Below are 15,520 nucleotides of genomic sequence, written 5' to 3'. Positions count from 1 at the left end.
TTAAACAGATCCTAAGATTTTTTTAAGATCTTCAATTTGACTTTCCCACAATTGTTTTGATTCTTCTACTTCGTCTTCATCAGCAAAATCTGTAATAACTAATGATACATCGTTCGTTAAATCGTCTTCTACAATTGTTAATTCGAAGAAATATTTTGTGTCTTCATCATATTCCCATTGAAAGCGCACGTATCCATCTTGCTTAGATTTCATCAAAAATGCAGATTCTTCGTGTCCATCCCAAATAAAAGTATATTTTTCTCCACGAGAATTTACGTTATCTGCAAACCATTCTGATAAACCTGAAGGGTTTGAAATATAGTTATATAGCAAAGACGGTGAAGACTTGATTGAAAATTCTACTTGATATTTCTTTTTTGGCATAATTCTATTTTATTGAAGTCGCAAGATATAAAATGAATTGTATCTACCAAAGAAAATCAAAATAAGTTTTGTTATAAAATCAAAAAAAAATTACCTTTGCAAAAATTAAAATTTAGGCGAGGTAGCTCAGATGGTTAGAGCGCAGGATTCATAACCCTGAGGTCGGCAGTTCGATTCTGCTCTTCGCTACAAATGAAAAGCCCAAACAGATAATCTGTTTGGGCTTTTACTTAACTACTAAAACCTATACTAATCTAAATAACCTACTACTTGATAAGCTCTTGTTCCTCTGTTGTAAATTTTTTGGTATAAAACACCTCCAAATTCGTACAGATATTCTCCTCCATAATCTACTCTTTCATATCCTGCTGGTAACGCATATACAATAGCACCTAGAGGAGCTTGAACTACTTCATAATAATTTCTATTAGGGCTGTAATAAACTCCTTCGTAGAAATAATATGCATTTCTATTACCAATATTAATTGTTACATAACCTACTGGTAAAATATTAATTCTAAATCCTACATATGGCATATATCTCACATATCCATTGTTATAAGGACGATAGTAAATACCGTTGTTTCCGTAGAAGTTATAACTGTTATACGAATACTTGTTATAATTTTTTACATTCACATTAGAAACTGGTCGGTTTCCTCTGTTGTATGAGCTAGAATTTATACGAACTGGATTGTTGTAGAAATCTCTGTTTTTTAAACTCTCAGATCTATTACCTTGATTACCTTGGTTATTTTCTCTGTTATTTCTACTATTATTCCAATCTTTATTAGAACTTGGTCTACTACTTACAATCGCTGTATTGTTTCTATCTATACGTGTACTCGTTTCACGTTCTGTTCTATTTGTAGAATTTTTCCAAGATTCATTCGTAGAATTACCTCGATCTATTCTTTCTGTTCTATTTCCTTCAATACGACTAGTTCTATTTTCTGTTCTAGCCATTTCAGAGCGTCCATTCCCTTGACTTCTTGAAGTTGCTTCTCTTGAAGAAGAACTTCTCTCGCCACCTCTTTGACCTCTATCTTGAGCATTTACACCAACAGCTAACATGGCTGTAAAAGCTACTCCTAAAAGTGTAAATCTAATTTTTTTCATCATCCAACTTTTTAATAAATTAAGACATTTCTCCTAATACTATTTCCGTGCCATAATTATAAGTTTAAACCATAGAAAATGTTATAATAATCAAAATAATTTATAAGATATTCAAATTCAATGAATTGAATTAACAATTTTGTTTGACAATTTTGTTAAATATTTTTATTCCTGACATCGTTTGTATTGATTTGTGAATTGATTACTTTTGTTTTTAAGAAATTATATAAAATGATTGACGTTAAAAATGCTTACATCGCCTTTATTAGTTTACAAAAAGTTGGACATAAAGTTCGAGAAGAAGCTAACATTTTTGCCGATAAAACACTAGAATACGACGAATCTAAGGAAGAACAATTGGTTCCTTTCTTATTAAGTCCTTTCAAAAAAACGCTCGAAATTAATCGTTTCACGCATTATACAGAAAAGTTAGAATTTAATGTTTTGTATAATCAATGCAAGCAAATGTTTGATGAAGAAACAGATTTTATCGATTTTTCGCAAGAAGTTTTAAGTCATTTATACGAAAAATCATTGCATCCGCAGATCAAAAGTGGTGAAGTTTTTATTGCGCTTTTCGAGAATATGATGTTCGACGGAATTCCTTGTCGTGGAATTGGAATTTATAAATTAGAGAATAAGAAAAAATTCTTACGTTTCGACGAATCACGTGGTTTAGATTACAACATTTGGAAAGGTTATAAGTTAGAAGGAATCGACAAAGCCTGTCTTATTCTTGATGCTTATCGCGACGAAGGTTTCCGTGTCTACTCTATCGATGATAAAAATGTGGAGTCAGAATATTGGAAGAAAAATTTCTTGGAAATTGATTTGATTAAGGATAACAATTACCATACGAAGAAATATATGGAGTTGATTACAGATTTCTCGAATGATTTTCTTTTGGATAAAACGGACAAAAAACAACAAGCAGAATTTATCTCAAATTCGATAAATGTATTGAATTCAAATGAAGTTGTAACAAATGAAATTTTTGAAGATCAAGTCTTGAAACCTTTCGAAATTATTGACGAATTTAAAGAATATAAGAAAGATTATAGCGAAAATAATCGTGTTGAATTTGTGGAAGCGTTTGAAGTTTCAGTTCCAACTTTGATGAAAGAATCAAAGAAAATTAAAAGTGAAATTAAATTAGATACAAAAATTAATATCAAATTAGATTTGACAAATCCAGATGCAGCCGAAGAATATTTGGAACGCGGTTTTGATGAAGAAAAGAAAATGTATTATTATAAAGTCTACTTTAACTCAGAACAATAATAGTTAAATAATAATTATAAGCTCCAAAATTTTGGAGCTTTTTTATTTGATATACTTCTCAAATTCAGGTTTATATTTCTCTGATAAGCTAAACTCTTTCTTTCCTATGATTAAGTGATTTTTACCAAAAGAATTCACTTTGTTGAAATTGATAATATGCGAACGATTAATCTGAATGAAATTTTCAGGTAAATTTTCTTTGATTTTTTTCAGTGTCATCAACGGAATATATGGTAATTCCTTATCTTCGGAATATATTTTCAAATAATCTTTCATACTTTCGATATACAAAATAGACGAAAGCTTTATTTTTACTTGCTTTGCATCAATTTTAATAAAAATATCATCGTTTTGTTTCAATAAATTTTCTAGATTTTTTTGATGTTTTATTTTAGAAACTGTTCTTTCGAAATCTTCAAAACTATAAGGTTTAAGCAAAAAATCTGTTGCCGAAACTTTAAAACCTTCTATTGCATAATTGCTATAAGCAGACACAAAAACAATTGACGTTTTTACATTATTTTCTGACAACGATTTAACAAAATCAATTCCATTTAACTCGGGCATTTCAATATCCAAAAAAATACAATCAACTTGATTTTCAAGAAGAAATAATTGGGCAGATTGAGAAGAATTAAAACTCGAAAGCAACTCTAAATCATTAGAATGACGAATGAAATTCGCTAATAATTTCAACGCTAAAGGCTCATCATCAATCGCTATACAGGTTAATTTCATTTCAACTTAATTTTTAGTAAACAGTTGTAAACATTTGATTCTATCTTCACTACATATTCATAATTTGATGAATATATAATTTCTAAACGTTTTATCGTATTTTGAATTCCTATATTTTTAGAACGATTAACGCGTTTATTTTCAAAGATTTCATTTGTTGTTTCTAAAATTAATAATCCTTTTTCAACATTAATCTTCAAACAAATTTCACAATCTTTCGTCGTTGAAATTCCATATTGAAAAGCATTTTCTATAAATGTCAACAATATCATTGGCGCAATTTCTAATTCATTTTCAGAAGTAGAAATCTCAACTTTTAACGTTACATTTTCTGGAATCCGAAAACGCATCAAATCAATATAATTCTCGATAAAACTAATTTCATCTTTCAGCAAAACTTTATCATTTTGCTCTTCATTCAACACAAAACGCATCATTTTAGCCATTTTCTGAATTGCAATTCTCGACTTCTCAACTTCAAAATAAGTTAACGAATGAATCGTATTTAATGTATTGAAAAAGAAATGTGGATTAATTTGTGCTTTCAAAACACTTAACTCTGCTTTGGTTTTTTCTTCTTTCAACAGAAGTTTTTTCTTTTCTTCTTTGTTCCAATTTTTAATCAAATGAGATGAAATTCCAATCGCGAAAATAATTAAAGCAAAAATTGAAATATAAATCGAAATGAAAAATGAATTTTGCTTCGCATTTGTTGGCTGATTTGGATGTAATATTTGATGAAGTTTTTGATTTAGTTGTAACATTTCTTCTACTTGATTCATCACAAGAATCAGAAAAATAGTCAAAATTATTAACGTTAAAATATACAAAACGCCGTTTTTTCTCCAACTAATTTTTGGCAATAAAAAACCTACATTCAAATAATACAATATCATTAAAAAGACAAGTAAAATAGCGTGATAAACGTAGTGTTCTAGTGGTAAATTGATGCGATAGGTAAGCGGAAAAATGATGAAAAAGATAAATGCAATTCCGATCCATCCCAATAAGTGGAAAACAAGTGGATATTTTTTCACGAAATCTTGCATCTTCAAAACTTTTAGCGAAGTAACGAAAAAGCTTTTGGAAAGTGAACTAATTTGGTCGTGAAAAATTTGCAGTTCGTCTAAAAAAATTGTTCAATTCCGCTGTGACAAATACTTTTGAATAAAAATTATTTCATGATGTCAATTAGTCAAATCGTCGTTTACGGCATGTTAATTTTATCAATATTTGCTCCTTTCATTGCTTTGTATGCGGTAAAATTAGTAAAACAAGGAAAATATGAGCAACATATAAAAGTTCAAAAAAACTTATTTTATGCTTGTGTTACAGGCGTTATTTTATTGGAATTGACAATTCGTTTTTCTGGAGGTTCTGGTAGTTTGGTAAAAGTGAGTCCATATTTAGCGACAACGTTTTTTCATACTACACTTTGGGCACATATTATTGGTGCTGTTTTAACGTATATTTTTTGGGCTTTTACAATTTTCAAATCGAAAAATCAAAATAAAAAGAGACAATTGCCAGGAAAATTTTCAACGATTCATCGCAAGTTGGGTTATATTGTAATTATGGGACTTTTTTATACAGGAATTACAGCTTTGATGGTTTGTACAATGGCTTTTTTCTTGTAATTAATTCAATTTCAAAATACATTGATGATTCAAAATTTGAAAACCATTTTTCAACCAAAAGCCTTTTGCAGATTGATTTTCAGCTGTAAATTCTAATTCAATATAAGTTTGATCGTTCAAGAAATTTATCGCTTCTTCAACCAATTTAGAAGCGATATTTTGATTGCGATAATTTGCATCGACATATAAAGAATCTATTCTTCCTTTTGATTTTATCGCAAAGTATTTCGGACGAAGATGTTTCGAACAAATAATATATCCCGCCAACTTATTTTCTATTTCAGTTACAAATACTTTTATGTTTTGTTGTTCTAAAATTCCCTTGAAAAAATCATCTATATCATGTTTGTAAGTCAAATCTATTTGATATAATGCATTAAACTCTTGATGATGTTGTAACAATTTTATCATCATTCTTTTCAATTCAGCAATATCATTTTCTCTAGCAATTCTTATCATATCTAAAAATAAAAAAATCCAGTTAAAAACTCTAACTGGATTTACTAAAACTATTGTTTATCTAATTTTATTTTGTCTTGACCTTGTTGCAATTGATACAACTCGATAATATCCTCAATCGGATAATTGAACCAATCGACTTGTTTTTTGATTTTCGAATTTTGATCTAAATACAAATATGTCGTGAATTTCATCGCTGGAAATTTCATTCCATTGTATGTATAAGGCGAAAATTCTCCGTTTGCAATAATCATCGAATCGTTAGAAAATAATTCATTAACTTTCAATAATTTATTGTTTTCATATTGCATCGTTTGATCACTCCAACGAATAATATCATTCAATAAATAACGCGGATCTACCGTAGAACCTCCCGAATATTGCGCAACATTTTCATATACCAAACTATCATTGTAAAAAGATAACATTTTTTTATAATCTTTTCGAGATGAATAATTTTCGAAAAAACGTTTTCCTAATTCATCATTTTTACTGGCTGAAGAAGAATTACAACTTACTAAAAAAGTAATTGCAATAAGACTTAAAATCCACGTAAATTTTATTTTCATTTGTCTGAAATTCTTGTTAAATAATTTTCACCATTATCATCAGCCATTCCATCTTCATTGAGAATCATAATCTCCGAATTGTCTGACCAACGTAAAAATTGAAAAGGTAATTTTTTCTTTTTTGAATCGATTTCCATCAACGATCCATCATCCTTTTTGAACAATTCTCCATCATAAGATTGACCTTTATATTCAGCAGTAAATTTGTCATCTGCTAATTTCAAAACGATTTTATCTCCAAAATATTTTCCTTCAAAAACTCCTTTGTAAATAAGCGTTTCGCTCGTAAAAACAGAATTTTTCTCTAAAGATAATACATCTTCATGCGACAAACCATCCGAACTTTTATCCACTTCTACATTATCCTTTTTACATGAAAATAAAAAGAGTTGACTGATAAATAGCAAAAAGAAAATCTTTTTCATCTGAGATGAATTATTTTTTCACGAATTGTTCAACATCTTTTCTCGAAATTGGATTGTCGCCCAAAATCAATAAACGTTCAACAACATTTCTTAACTCACGAATATTTCCTGACCAATCTAATTCTTTCAAAGCTTCATAAGCTGAATTATCAAAAGATTTTTGACTTGATGTATCTGTAATAAAATGTTCAACCAAAGCAGGAATATCATCCTTACGATCATTAAGTGCCGGAACATTAATAATAATTACCGCTAAACGATGGTATAAATCCTCGCGAAAACGACTTTCTTCAATCTCTTTTCGTAAGTCTTTATTTGTTGCCGCAATCACACGAACATTCACATTAATTTCTTTCTCAGAACCAACTGGAGAAACTTTTCCTTCTTGTAGCGCGCGCAAAACTTTTGCTTGAGCAGAAAGACTCATATCCCCTATTTCATCTAAGAAAATTGTTCCTTCGTTTGCCAATTCAAACTTACCTTGTTTGTCTTTAACGGCTCCAGTAAACGATCCTTTCACGTGACCAAATAATTCACTTTCGATTAATTCAGCTGGAATTGCCGCACAGTTTACTTCAACCAAAGGTTTTACATTACGATCACTTTTCTCGTGTAAATGATGTGCAACCAACTCTTTCCCTGTTCCATTTGGGCCAAGAATCAATACACGAGCGTCTGTAGCAGCCACTTTATCTATAATTTGTTTCACTTCTGCAATAGCAGGAGCGTCGCCAATCATTTCATATTTCTTCGCAACTTTTTTCTTTAAAGCTTTATTTTCTTTCTTCAATTCTTTATTTGAAGACATTAACGATTTACGGTCTAAAGCATTGCGAACAGTCGTCAATAATTTATTAAGATCTGGCGGTTTTGAAATAAAATCGTACGCACCTTTTTTGATCGCATCTACAGCCAAATCAACATCTCCGTGCCCCGTTATCATCACCATTGTTAAATCAGGATTGTATTCCATCGCTTCCGATAAAACTTCCATTCCATCTTTCAATGGCATTTTTATATCACTTATAATTAAGTCGTATTCTTTTTCTTTTATTTTTTCAAGCCCAACAGCTCCGTTTTCAGCTTCATCCACATTCCATTTAGGATTTTCGTCCATTAAAATGCTTTTCAAAACGTTGCGGATTGCCTGTTCATCTTCGATTAATAAGATATTTGACATCGTTTAGATCGTTTATTTTTATAAATTAAAATAGACTCAAAGATAATTGAAATTATTATTTTTGAGTCTACTTTTGATATAGATTTTAATACTTTTTTTAAGATGTTTTCACTTTTCGTGCATTTTCTAAACCTAATTCTTTTATAGAAACTTCTCTCATTTCTATTTTTCGAATTTTTCCTGAAATGGTCATTGGAAATTCTTGTACAAATTTCCAATATTTAGGACGTTTGAAATGAGCGATGGATAAACAATAAGCCTTCAATTCGTCTTCGGTTACAGTAATTCCATCTTTCACTTTCACCCAAGCCATTACCTCTTCTCCGTATTTGATACTTGGAACACCAATAATTTGAACATCAGAAATTGATTCATGTTCGTACAAAAAATCTTCAATCTCTTTTGGTGAAATATTTTCTCCTCCTCTAATGATAATATCTTTAATGCGTCCCGTAATGTTGATGTATCCATCTACATCCATTGTCGCTAAATCACCAGTATGCAACCAATTATTTTCGTCAATAACTTGCGCAGTTGCTTCTGGATTGTTCCAATATTTTTGCATGACCGAATAACCTCTTGTACAAAATTCACCAGCAATTCCGCGAGGTAAAATATCTCCTGTTTGCGGATCAATAATCTTAATTTCTAAATGGTCTTGAACCGTTCCAACCGTCGAAACTTGCTTTTCTAAAGGCGTTCCGATAATGGTTTGTGTAGAAACTGGCGAAGTTTCTGTCATTCCATAACAAATTGAAACTTCTTTCATATTCATTTTAGCTTGCACTTTCTTCATGATTTCAATCGGACAAGGCGATCCAGCCATTACACCTGTTCTCAAAGATGTTAAATCAAAACGATCAAAATTTGGTAATTCTAATTCCGCAATAAACATAGTCGGAACTCCATATAGCGATGTACATTTTTCCATTTCGACTGCATTTAAAGTCTTTGCAGGATCAAAACTATCCGAAGGAATCACCATACAAGCGCCATGAGAAGTACACGCCATATTGCCGATCACCATTCCAAAACAATGATAAAACGGAACAGGAATACAAACACGATCACGATGTGTATAATTTAATCGAACACCGATAAAAAATCCATTGTTCAATAAATTATGATGCGTTAACGTTACTCCTTTTGGAAAGCCAGTTGTTCCCGAAGTATACTGAATATTTACAGCGTCATCAAACTGAACAGCTTGCTCTATTTGATGAACTTCTGAAGTCGAAATTTCTTCTCCTTCGATCAAGAAATTATCCCAATTTTCTTCAAAAATGATAATATGTTTTAGTGATTTCGCATTGTCTTTTACATTGTTCAACATCACTTTATATTCACTTGTTTTGAAACTTAAAGCAGCAAAAACAGCAGAAATTTCAGCTTGATTTAATACAAATTCGAGTTCATTTTCGCGATAAGCAGGATTCAAATTAACCAAAATCATTCCCACACGAGCCGTTGCATATTGTAACAACGTCCATTCTGCACGATTTGGTGCCCAAATACCTACGCGATCACCTTTTTGCAGACCAATAGCAATCAATGATTTTGCAATTTGTTCAGTTTGTGAATAAAACTCTGTGTACGTCGCTCTATAATTTTGATCAACGCAAACCAAAGCCTCTTGCTGCGGATATTTTGCAACTGTATTTCGTAAGTTTTCGCCAATCGTTTCTCCTAAAAGAGGATATTGTGATGCCCCACTTGAGTAAGATAAGTTAGAAATCATGTGCTTATATTCTATGTTTTTAAAATTACTTTCCAACTCAAACTTAGCAACGATTTTCAGGAAAATAAATTTATCAGATACAAGATTCTAAATTTCTAAAAGAATCGTATTTTTTTATTAAAATCGGAAATAAATTCAAAAAAATGAAGGTTTATTTTTAACAAATACTTAAAATAACTCCATCAAATTATCCTTAAATTGTAAAAAATTACTGAAAAATGAATACAATAAACCACGACAATTATACTTCTATTTACGATGGAATAGAAGTTGTAGATGCTTTACAGACACGTATTGCTGATATCAAGAAAACATTAATAATTGTAACAGAATTAGATAAATGGGATTATGCGTACGCAGATGGAAAATGGACTATCAAAGAAATGATACAACATTGTATAGATTGTGAACGTATTTTTTCTTATCGTGCGCAACATATTGCGAGAGAAGATTCTCAAACGTTGAATTTCTTTGATGAAAATGCCTATGTATTGACTTCGAATGCAAATGAAAGAAAGCCTGAAGAGTTGATAAAAGAATGGACAAATTTGATGAAAGCAACTTACTTTCAGTTTGAATCTTTTAATGATGAAACATTAAACAAAATAGGAAAAGTTGGTGATCGAGAGTTTTCTGTTGAGAAAATTGGTTATGTTATGGCTGGCCATTCCATTCATCATATGAATGTGATTAATGAACGATATTTATAAAAAGTCAGCTTCTAAGAAGCTGATTTTTTATAAATTATTTGAGTTGAGTTCTTCTAATTTTAAATATTGTTCTAATTCGTTTTCTGATTTAGATAAAGTTTTTATCATTAAAATAGTCAACAAAATAGAGATCAAACTAACAACATCGCTAAACAACATTATTTTTTGATTATCTAATATTTGTTCTAAAGAGGACAAATTATATTTAGTTGCTATTCGAGTAACAATATTATCAACCCAATATACTATCCACCAAGCAGTCAAAATTGAATAATTATTTGGATTAGAATGATAATTTTCATTGAATTTATGAAGTAAATAATCATATTTCAAATCGATTTCTTTTGCTATTTTTAGAGGTTTTACAAAATTAATAATTGGTATTACAAATCCCCAAAAAGCCATACTATCATTATTTTCAATAGAAAGACCAATCCTTTTTAAATTTGCGTACGCTCTACGAAACCATAATACAAAGAAAATCATCGTAGCTATAATTGATATCCCTTGCATAATTCCTGTAATTCCATAAATCCCTTCTATGACAGAAATGTCCTCTACCTCAGAATTTACGAACTTATCCAATTCTATGTAATAATAAATACCTACAAAAAAAGATAGTAAAGACGTTCCTAAAGCAATATAGAAACTTAAGATAACATTATTTTTACGTTTTAGATTTGATTGATAATTCTCAAAGTTTAATTCATTTTCATTCATATGTTAATTGTTTTATTTTGGCATCACATTGTAAGTCGGATCTTCTTCGATATTAACTTCAATTACGCTTTTTGCATTTTCTAATAATCGAATAGAATCTTTACTCAAATGTCGCAAAATTACAATTTTATCTTGTTGTGCATATTTAGATGTAATAATATTTAAAGCTTCAATTGCACTCATATCAACTATTCTACTCTCTTTCAAATCTATAACAATTTCTTTAGGATCAGAATTAATCTCAAATTTTTCTAAAAAAGTAGAAGTTGAACCAAAGAAAAGAGGTCCATAAATCTCGTATATTTTTCGTCCATTTTCATCCACAGTTTTTCGTGCTCGAATACGTTTTGCATTATCCCAAGCAAAAACCAATGCTGAAACAATAACACCAACAAAAACAGCCAAAGCAAGATTATGTAACACAATCGTGATAATCGCCACCAAAATACTCACAAATACATCCGATTTTGGCATTTTTGTTATTAATTTAAAAAAACCCCATTTAAAAGTCGAAATCGCCACCATCATCATTACACCAACAAGTGCTGCCATTGGAATTTTCTCAATCACTGGAGCGCCAATTAGAATAATAATCAAGATTGTTATTGCGCCAATTGCTGGTCCTAATCTCGAGCGAGATCCTGCATCTAAATTAACAAACGTCTGAGCAATCATTGCGCAACCTCCCATTCCACCGAAAAAACCGTTTGTAATATTTGCCGCACCTTGCGCCAAACATTCTTTATTCGACGAACCTTTCGTTTCAGTCACCTCATCCACCAACGTAAGCGTTAGCAAAGTTTCGATTAATCCAACCGACCCCATAATAATCGAATAAGGCAAAATAATTTTCAATGTTTCTAAATTAAAAGGAACACTCGGAATATGAAAACTTGGTAATTCTCCTTTGATACTCGCAATGTCACCAACAGTCTTTGTATCAACATTAAATCCAATTACCAATAGAAAAGTTACAAGAATTGCAACCAAAGAAGCTGGAATGATTTTCGTTAATTTCGGAAAGAAATAAACTACCAGAACTGTAATTAGCGTCAATCCTACCATCGTGTAAAAAGGTGTACCGCTCAACCAACTCGTTATTCCGTTTGTAGTTGATTTGAATTGCTCAATTTGTGACAAAAAAATAACGACAGCCAAACCATTCAGAAAACCATACATCACAGGTTGAGGAATTAAACGAACAAATCTTCCTAATTTGAAAACTCCAACCACTATCTGAAAAACTCCTGCTAAAGCAACCGCAGCAAAAATATATTGCTCACCATACGTAGCATTCAAAGCAATTAAAGTAATAACGGTAGCGCCTGCTCCACCCGAAACCATTGCTGGTCTTCCTCCGAAAATAGCTGTTACGATTCCCATGATAAATGCACCATACAAACCTATTAAAGGTGATAAACCAGCTAAAATTGCAAACGAAAGCGATTCAGGAATCATTGTCATGGCAACAGTTAAGCCAGCTAATATTTCGTTTTTATAATTTATTTTTTGGTTGAATTTTAAATATTCAGCAATCGACATGAGAAGTTTTTATTTGATGCAAAAGTAACAATTACTGCGCATCTAAAATTAGTAAAAAGCTAGATAAAATATCCAATTACATACTAGATGGTTGAAGTGATTAATAAATCAAAACATAATGATAATTAAATCAACTTTACAAATGTTAAATATTTCATAATAAATATTTAACAATTAGGATATATAGCAAATGTATTTTTGAGGAAATTAATTTCTCATGAAACATCTTTTAAAACTCTCCTTATTCATTTTAGGTCCATTTGTTTTGGCTCAAAGTGGTGTTATTTCAGGAAAAGTTGTAGATTCTAACGATCAATTTTCGTTACCTGGAGCTACAATTCGCATCGAAAATTCGAATAAATATACCGTATCTGATCAAAATGGTAATTATCAATTTCTAAATCTTACACCTGGTGTTTATACCATTTATATTGATTATTTAGGATACGAAACCATTTCCAAGCAAATAGAAGTTACCGAAAATAAAACGGCTGTTATTGATTTTTCTTTAAATGCAGGTTACAACGAACTGTATGAAGTTGTTGTAGTTGGAGATTATTTAAAAGGGCAAGCTAAAGCATTGAATCAACAAAAAAATAACGGAAATATTACCAATATTATTTCTTCCGATCAAGTTGGTCGTTTTCCTGATTCTAACATCGGTGATGCGTTGAAACGTGTGACTGGAGTAACAATGCAAAACGATCAAGGTGAAGCCAGAAACATTATCATTAGAGGTTTATCACCTGAGTTAAATTCGGTTATGTTGAATGGAGATCGTATTCCGTCTGCCGAAGGTGATAACCGAAATGTACAAATGGATTTGATTCCTGCAGAGATGATTTCATCTATCGAGGTGAACAAAACTTTGACGCCAGATATGGATGCAGACGCAATTGGTGGAGCTGTAAATTTAATTACGCGAGCTGTTCCAAACAAAGAGCGCATTTCGGTAACGGCTTCTGGTGGTTATGCGCCAATTCGCGAAAAAGGCTTGTATAATTCGGCTTTTTTATATGGAAATAGATTCTTTGACAAGAAATTAGGTGTTGTTGTTTCTGGAAGTTATCAAGTTCAAAATTTTGGTTCGGATAATATCGAAGCTGTTTGGGATAAAGATGAAAATAAAACCTATTTATCACAATTTCAGATTCGTAAATATGATATTCAACGTGTAAGAAGAAGTGCTTCATTTTCTGCAGATTATCAATTTAATGAAAACAATAGAATTGATCTTTCTGCTATTTACAATTGGCGTGACGACCGAGAAAACCGTTATAGAGTAACTTATCGCGATTTAGAATTTGATGAAAAAACAGGAACTTACAAAGGAAATATACGTCGCGAAACAAAAGGTGGAATTGATAATAACCGCAATAAAAATGCGCGTTTAGAAGATCAACGCGTTTACAATGTTTCGTTGCGAGGAGAGCATTTATTATCACCAAAAATCGATATGGATTGGGCGGTTTCTTACTCAAAAGCAAGCGAAGATAGACCAAATGAGCGCTACATTGATTATCGTGTAAAAGGTGTTACGTTTAATGAAGATTTATCTGATGCAAAATACCCTAATGTGACGACAACTTCTGCAGAAGATTTGACAAAATTCAAAGTCGGTTCGTTATCAGAACAGCACGATTATACAGATGAAACAGAATTTGGTGCAAAGCTTAATTTCAGAGTTCCGTTAAGTGTTATCTCAAATCAAAAAGGACGTTTACGTTTTGGCGGTCGCCTTCGTTTGAAAGACAAAGAGCGCGAAAATATTTTCTATTCGTACGAGAGCATAGATGGAATGGGAAATTTGAGTACTCAAAATCCTGTAAACTGGTCAAGTAATCGTTTCAATGCTGGTAAAAAATATCAAGCAGGATATTTTTATTCAAATCACCAATTGGGAAATTTAGATTTAAACAATACAAATCTATTCGAGTCAAACTTGGAACCTTCTGAATACCTTGCTTCTAACTACAAAGCGAAAGAATATATTTCGGCTGGATATATTCGTTGGGATCAAGATTTATCATCTAAAACATCTTTAATAGTTGGTGTTCGTATCGAAAATACTTCGATAGATTATACTGGGAATTATGTGCAAGACGAGGAAGATTTGATTGGAGAAATCAAACACAAAAACGATTATACAAACGTTTTACCAAGTCTTTCTTTGAAACATAAATTTACAAATGATTTTATTCTGAGAGCGGCTTTCACAACAAGTATTGCACGACCAAATTATTATAGTTTAGCACCTTTTGTAAGTGTTTTGAAAGAAGATACAGAGCTTTTTGCTGGTAATCCAAATCTGAAAGCGACCTACGCCATGAATTATGATTTGATGGCTGAAAATTATTTTGAGAATATTGGAATTGTTTCGGGAGGATTCTTTTACAAAAAGTTAAACGATTTTATCTATACGTACAAAAACAATACATTTACAACAAATGATTTCCAAACGCTTTTTCCTGACATTGCAAATCCTGTTCCTGCTGGAGAAAACTGGAAAATGACACAAGCAAGAAATGGAGATCACGTGAATGTATTTGGGTTTGAAGTAGCTTTTCAACGTCAATTAGATTTTATTCCAGGTGAATTTTTCAAACATTTGGGAATTTATCTTAACTATACATACACCGATTCGAAAGCGAAAGGAATTACCAATGAAGATGGTGATTTAAGAGAAGATCTTGATTTACCAAAAACAGCTCCGCATATGTTTAATGGTTCGTTAGCATTTGAGAACAAAAAGTTTTCTGCACGTGTTTCGGTTAATTATACAGCCGCTTATCTAGACGAAATTGGAGGAAATGCTTTCGAGGATAGTTATTATGACAAACAATTATTTTTGGATGCAAATGCGTCATATAAATTCTCGAATCAATTGCGAATTTTTGCAGAAGCAAACAATTTAACAAATCAACCTTTGCGCTACTACCAAGGAGTTTCGAGTCAAACAATGCAACTCGAATATTATCAACCACGTTTTACTTTAGGTCTAAAATTTGATTTCTAAAC

The 15,520-nt window shown here is 31.3% G+C and carries 15 protein-coding genes and 1 tRNA gene; 5 read left to right on the top strand and 11 right to left on the bottom strand.

The annotated features are described in order from the left end of the window. Positions 1–384, bottom strand: a complete 384-nt coding sequence (locus B4A23_RS02900) for an START-like domain-containing protein (protein WP_038330532.1) — start codon at positions 382–384, stop codon at positions 1–3. Between the two features lie 115 nt (positions 385–499). On the opposite strand from B4A23_RS02900, the gene B4A23_RS02895 reads away from it, so the two are divergent. Further along, a tRNA-Met gene (locus tag B4A23_RS02895) sits at positions 500–573 on the top strand. 60 nt (positions 574–633) lie between these two features. Here the strand turns inward: B4A23_RS02895 and B4A23_RS02890 are convergent. Next, on the bottom strand, positions 634–1,503 hold the full coding sequence (locus B4A23_RS02890; protein WP_291116667.1) for a DUF6515 family protein: 870 nt from the start codon (positions 1,501–1,503) through the stop codon (positions 634–636). A 231-nt stretch (positions 1,504–1,734) separates the two neighbouring features. Here B4A23_RS02890 and B4A23_RS02885 point away from each other — a divergent pair, with 231 nt between their 5' ends. Next, entirely contained in the window at positions 1,735–2,784 is a 1,050-nt protein-coding gene (locus B4A23_RS02885) for a nucleoid-associated protein (protein WP_280045571.1), read from the top strand. Positions 2,785–2,826: 42 nt separating this feature from the next. On the opposite strand, the gene B4A23_RS02880 is transcribed toward B4A23_RS02885, so the two are convergent. Both B4A23_RS02880 and B4A23_RS02875 read right to left on the bottom strand, forming a co-directional pair. Further along, complete coding sequence (locus B4A23_RS02880; RefSeq protein ID WP_291116664.1) at positions 2,827–3,522, bottom strand: LytR/AlgR family response regulator transcription factor; 696 nt, start codon at positions 3,520–3,522, stop codon at positions 2,827–2,829. Then, a complete protein-coding gene (locus B4A23_RS02875; protein WP_291116661.1) occupies positions 3,519–4,571 on the bottom strand; it encodes a sensor histidine kinase in 1,053 nt (350 codons plus the stop codon). The genes B4A23_RS02880 and B4A23_RS02875 overlap by 4 nt, the downstream gene beginning before the upstream one ends. Before the next feature lie 132 nt (positions 4,572–4,703). Between B4A23_RS02875 and B4A23_RS02870 the strand changes: the two genes are divergently transcribed. Further along, the gene (locus B4A23_RS02870) at positions 4,704–5,159 is read left to right on the top strand and encodes a DUF420 domain-containing protein (RefSeq protein WP_286511859.1); all 456 of its coding nucleotides are present in this window, start codon (positions 4,704–4,706) and stop codon (positions 5,157–5,159) included. On the opposite strand, the gene B4A23_RS02865 is transcribed toward B4A23_RS02870, so the two are convergent. From B4A23_RS02865 to B4A23_RS02845, 5 genes are all read right to left on the bottom strand, one after another. Further along, a complete protein-coding gene (locus B4A23_RS02865; protein WP_291116656.1) occupies positions 5,160–5,618 on the bottom strand; it encodes a GNAT family N-acetyltransferase in 459 nt (152 codons plus the stop codon). Between the two features lie 50 nt (positions 5,619–5,668). Beyond that, positions 5,669–6,187 (bottom strand): hypothetical protein, encoded by a 519-nt coding sequence (locus tag B4A23_RS02860; protein ID WP_038330521.1) that lies wholly within the window; start codon positions 6,185–6,187, stop codon positions 5,669–5,671. Further along, positions 6,184–6,612, bottom strand: coding sequence for a hypothetical protein (locus tag B4A23_RS02855; RefSeq protein WP_180904481.1), 429 nt, complete (start codon positions 6,610–6,612; stop codon positions 6,184–6,186). The genes B4A23_RS02860 and B4A23_RS02855 overlap by 4 nt, the downstream gene beginning before the upstream one ends. A gap of 10 nt (positions 6,613–6,622) precedes the next feature. Further along, positions 6,623–7,792: a sigma-54-dependent transcriptional regulator gene (locus B4A23_RS02850; protein WP_291116653.1), complete on the bottom strand. Its 1,170-nt coding sequence runs from the start codon at positions 7,790–7,792 to the stop codon at positions 6,623–6,625. A 97-nt stretch (positions 7,793–7,889) separates the two neighbouring features. Continuing rightward, the gene (locus tag B4A23_RS02845; RefSeq protein ID WP_291116650.1) at positions 7,890–9,530 is read right to left on the bottom strand and encodes an AMP-binding protein; all 1,641 of its coding nucleotides are present in this window, start codon (positions 9,528–9,530) and stop codon (positions 7,890–7,892) included. 218 nt (positions 9,531–9,748) lie between these two features. Here B4A23_RS02845 and B4A23_RS02840 point away from each other — a divergent pair, with 218 nt between their 5' ends. Further along, on the top strand, positions 9,749–10,240 hold the full coding sequence (locus B4A23_RS02840) for a DinB family protein (RefSeq protein WP_291101198.1): 492 nt from the start codon (positions 9,749–9,751) through the stop codon (positions 10,238–10,240). Positions 10,241–10,267: 27 nt separating this feature from the next. Here the strand turns inward: B4A23_RS02840 and B4A23_RS02835 are convergent, their stop codons facing one another. Together B4A23_RS02835 and B4A23_RS02830 are read right to left on the bottom strand one after the other, a co-directional pair. After that, the gene (locus B4A23_RS02835; RefSeq protein ID WP_286485859.1) at positions 10,268–10,960 is read right to left on the bottom strand and encodes a DUF4328 domain-containing protein; all 693 of its coding nucleotides are present in this window, start codon (positions 10,958–10,960) and stop codon (positions 10,268–10,270) included. A 12-nt stretch (positions 10,961–10,972) separates the two neighbouring features. Then, positions 10,973–12,502: a SulP family inorganic anion transporter gene (locus tag B4A23_RS02830; RefSeq protein ID WP_291116644.1), complete on the bottom strand. Its 1,530-nt coding sequence runs from the start codon at positions 12,500–12,502 to the stop codon at positions 10,973–10,975. A gap of 217 nt (positions 12,503–12,719) precedes the next feature. On the opposite strand from B4A23_RS02830, the gene B4A23_RS02825 reads away from it, so the two are divergent. Further along, complete coding sequence (locus B4A23_RS02825; RefSeq protein WP_291116641.1) at positions 12,720–15,518, top strand: TonB-dependent receptor; 2,799 nt, start codon at positions 12,720–12,722, stop codon at positions 15,516–15,518. Positions 15,519–15,520 lie beyond the last annotated feature (2 nt).

It is taken from the genome of Empedobacter sp. UBA7248 (genome assembly GCF_002472945.1).
In the GTDB taxonomy this organism is placed as follows: Bacteria; Bacteroidota; Bacteroidia; order Flavobacteriales; family Weeksellaceae; genus Empedobacter; species Empedobacter falsenii_C.
The sequence above is the reverse complement of the archived record's forward strand: the minus strand, read 5'-3'. Positions and strand labels throughout refer to the sequence as shown.

What these genes read in the sequence shown, in the direction of transcription:
- B4A23_RS02900 (WP_038330532.1), bottom strand. Translation starts at nt 384, where the DNA reads ATGCCAAAAAAGAAATATCAAGTAGAATTTTCAATCAAGTCTTCACCG.
- B4A23_RS02890 (WP_291116667.1), bottom strand. Translation starts at nt 1,503, where the DNA reads ATGAAAAAAATTAGATTTACACTTTTAGGAGTAGCTTTTACAGCCATG.
- B4A23_RS02885 (WP_280045571.1), top strand. Translation starts at nt 1,735, where the DNA reads ATGATTGACGTTAAAAATGCTTACATCGCCTTTATTAGTTTACAAAAA.
- B4A23_RS02880 (WP_291116664.1), bottom strand. Translation starts at nt 3,522, where the DNA reads ATGAAATTAACCTGTATAGCGATTGATGATGAGCCTTTAGCGTTGAAA.
- B4A23_RS02875 (WP_291116661.1), bottom strand. Translation starts at nt 4,571, where the DNA reads ATGCAAGATTTCGTGAAAAAATATCCACTTGTTTTCCACTTATTGGGA.
- B4A23_RS02870 (WP_286511859.1), top strand. Translation starts at nt 4,704, where the DNA reads ATGATGTCAATTAGTCAAATCGTCGTTTACGGCATGTTAATTTTATCA.
- B4A23_RS02865 (WP_291116656.1), bottom strand. Translation starts at nt 5,618, where the DNA reads ATGATAAGAATTGCTAGAGAAAATGATATTGCTGAATTGAAAAGAATG.
- B4A23_RS02860 (WP_038330521.1), bottom strand. Translation starts at nt 6,187, where the DNA reads ATGAAAATAAAATTTACGTGGATTTTAAGTCTTATTGCAATTACTTTT.
- B4A23_RS02855 (WP_180904481.1), bottom strand. Translation starts at nt 6,612, where the DNA reads ATGAAAAAGATTTTCTTTTTGCTATTTATCAGTCAACTCTTTTTATTT.
- B4A23_RS02850 (WP_291116653.1), bottom strand. Translation starts at nt 7,792, where the DNA reads ATGTCAAATATCTTATTAATCGAAGATGAACAGGCAATCCGCAACGTT.
- B4A23_RS02845 (WP_291116650.1), bottom strand. Translation starts at nt 9,530, where the DNA reads ATGATTTCTAACTTATCTTACTCAAGTGGGGCATCACAATATCCTCTT.
- B4A23_RS02840 (WP_291101198.1), top strand. Translation starts at nt 9,749, where the DNA reads ATGAATACAATAAACCACGACAATTATACTTCTATTTACGATGGAATA.
- B4A23_RS02835 (WP_286485859.1), bottom strand. Translation starts at nt 10,960, where the DNA reads ATGAATGAAAATGAATTAAACTTTGAGAATTATCAATCAAATCTAAAA.
- B4A23_RS02830 (WP_291116644.1), bottom strand. Translation starts at nt 12,502, where the DNA reads ATGTCGATTGCTGAATATTTAAAATTCAACCAAAAAATAAATTATAAA.
- B4A23_RS02825 (WP_291116641.1), top strand. Translation starts at nt 12,720, where the DNA reads ATGAAACATCTTTTAAAACTCTCCTTATTCATTTTAGGTCCATTTGTT.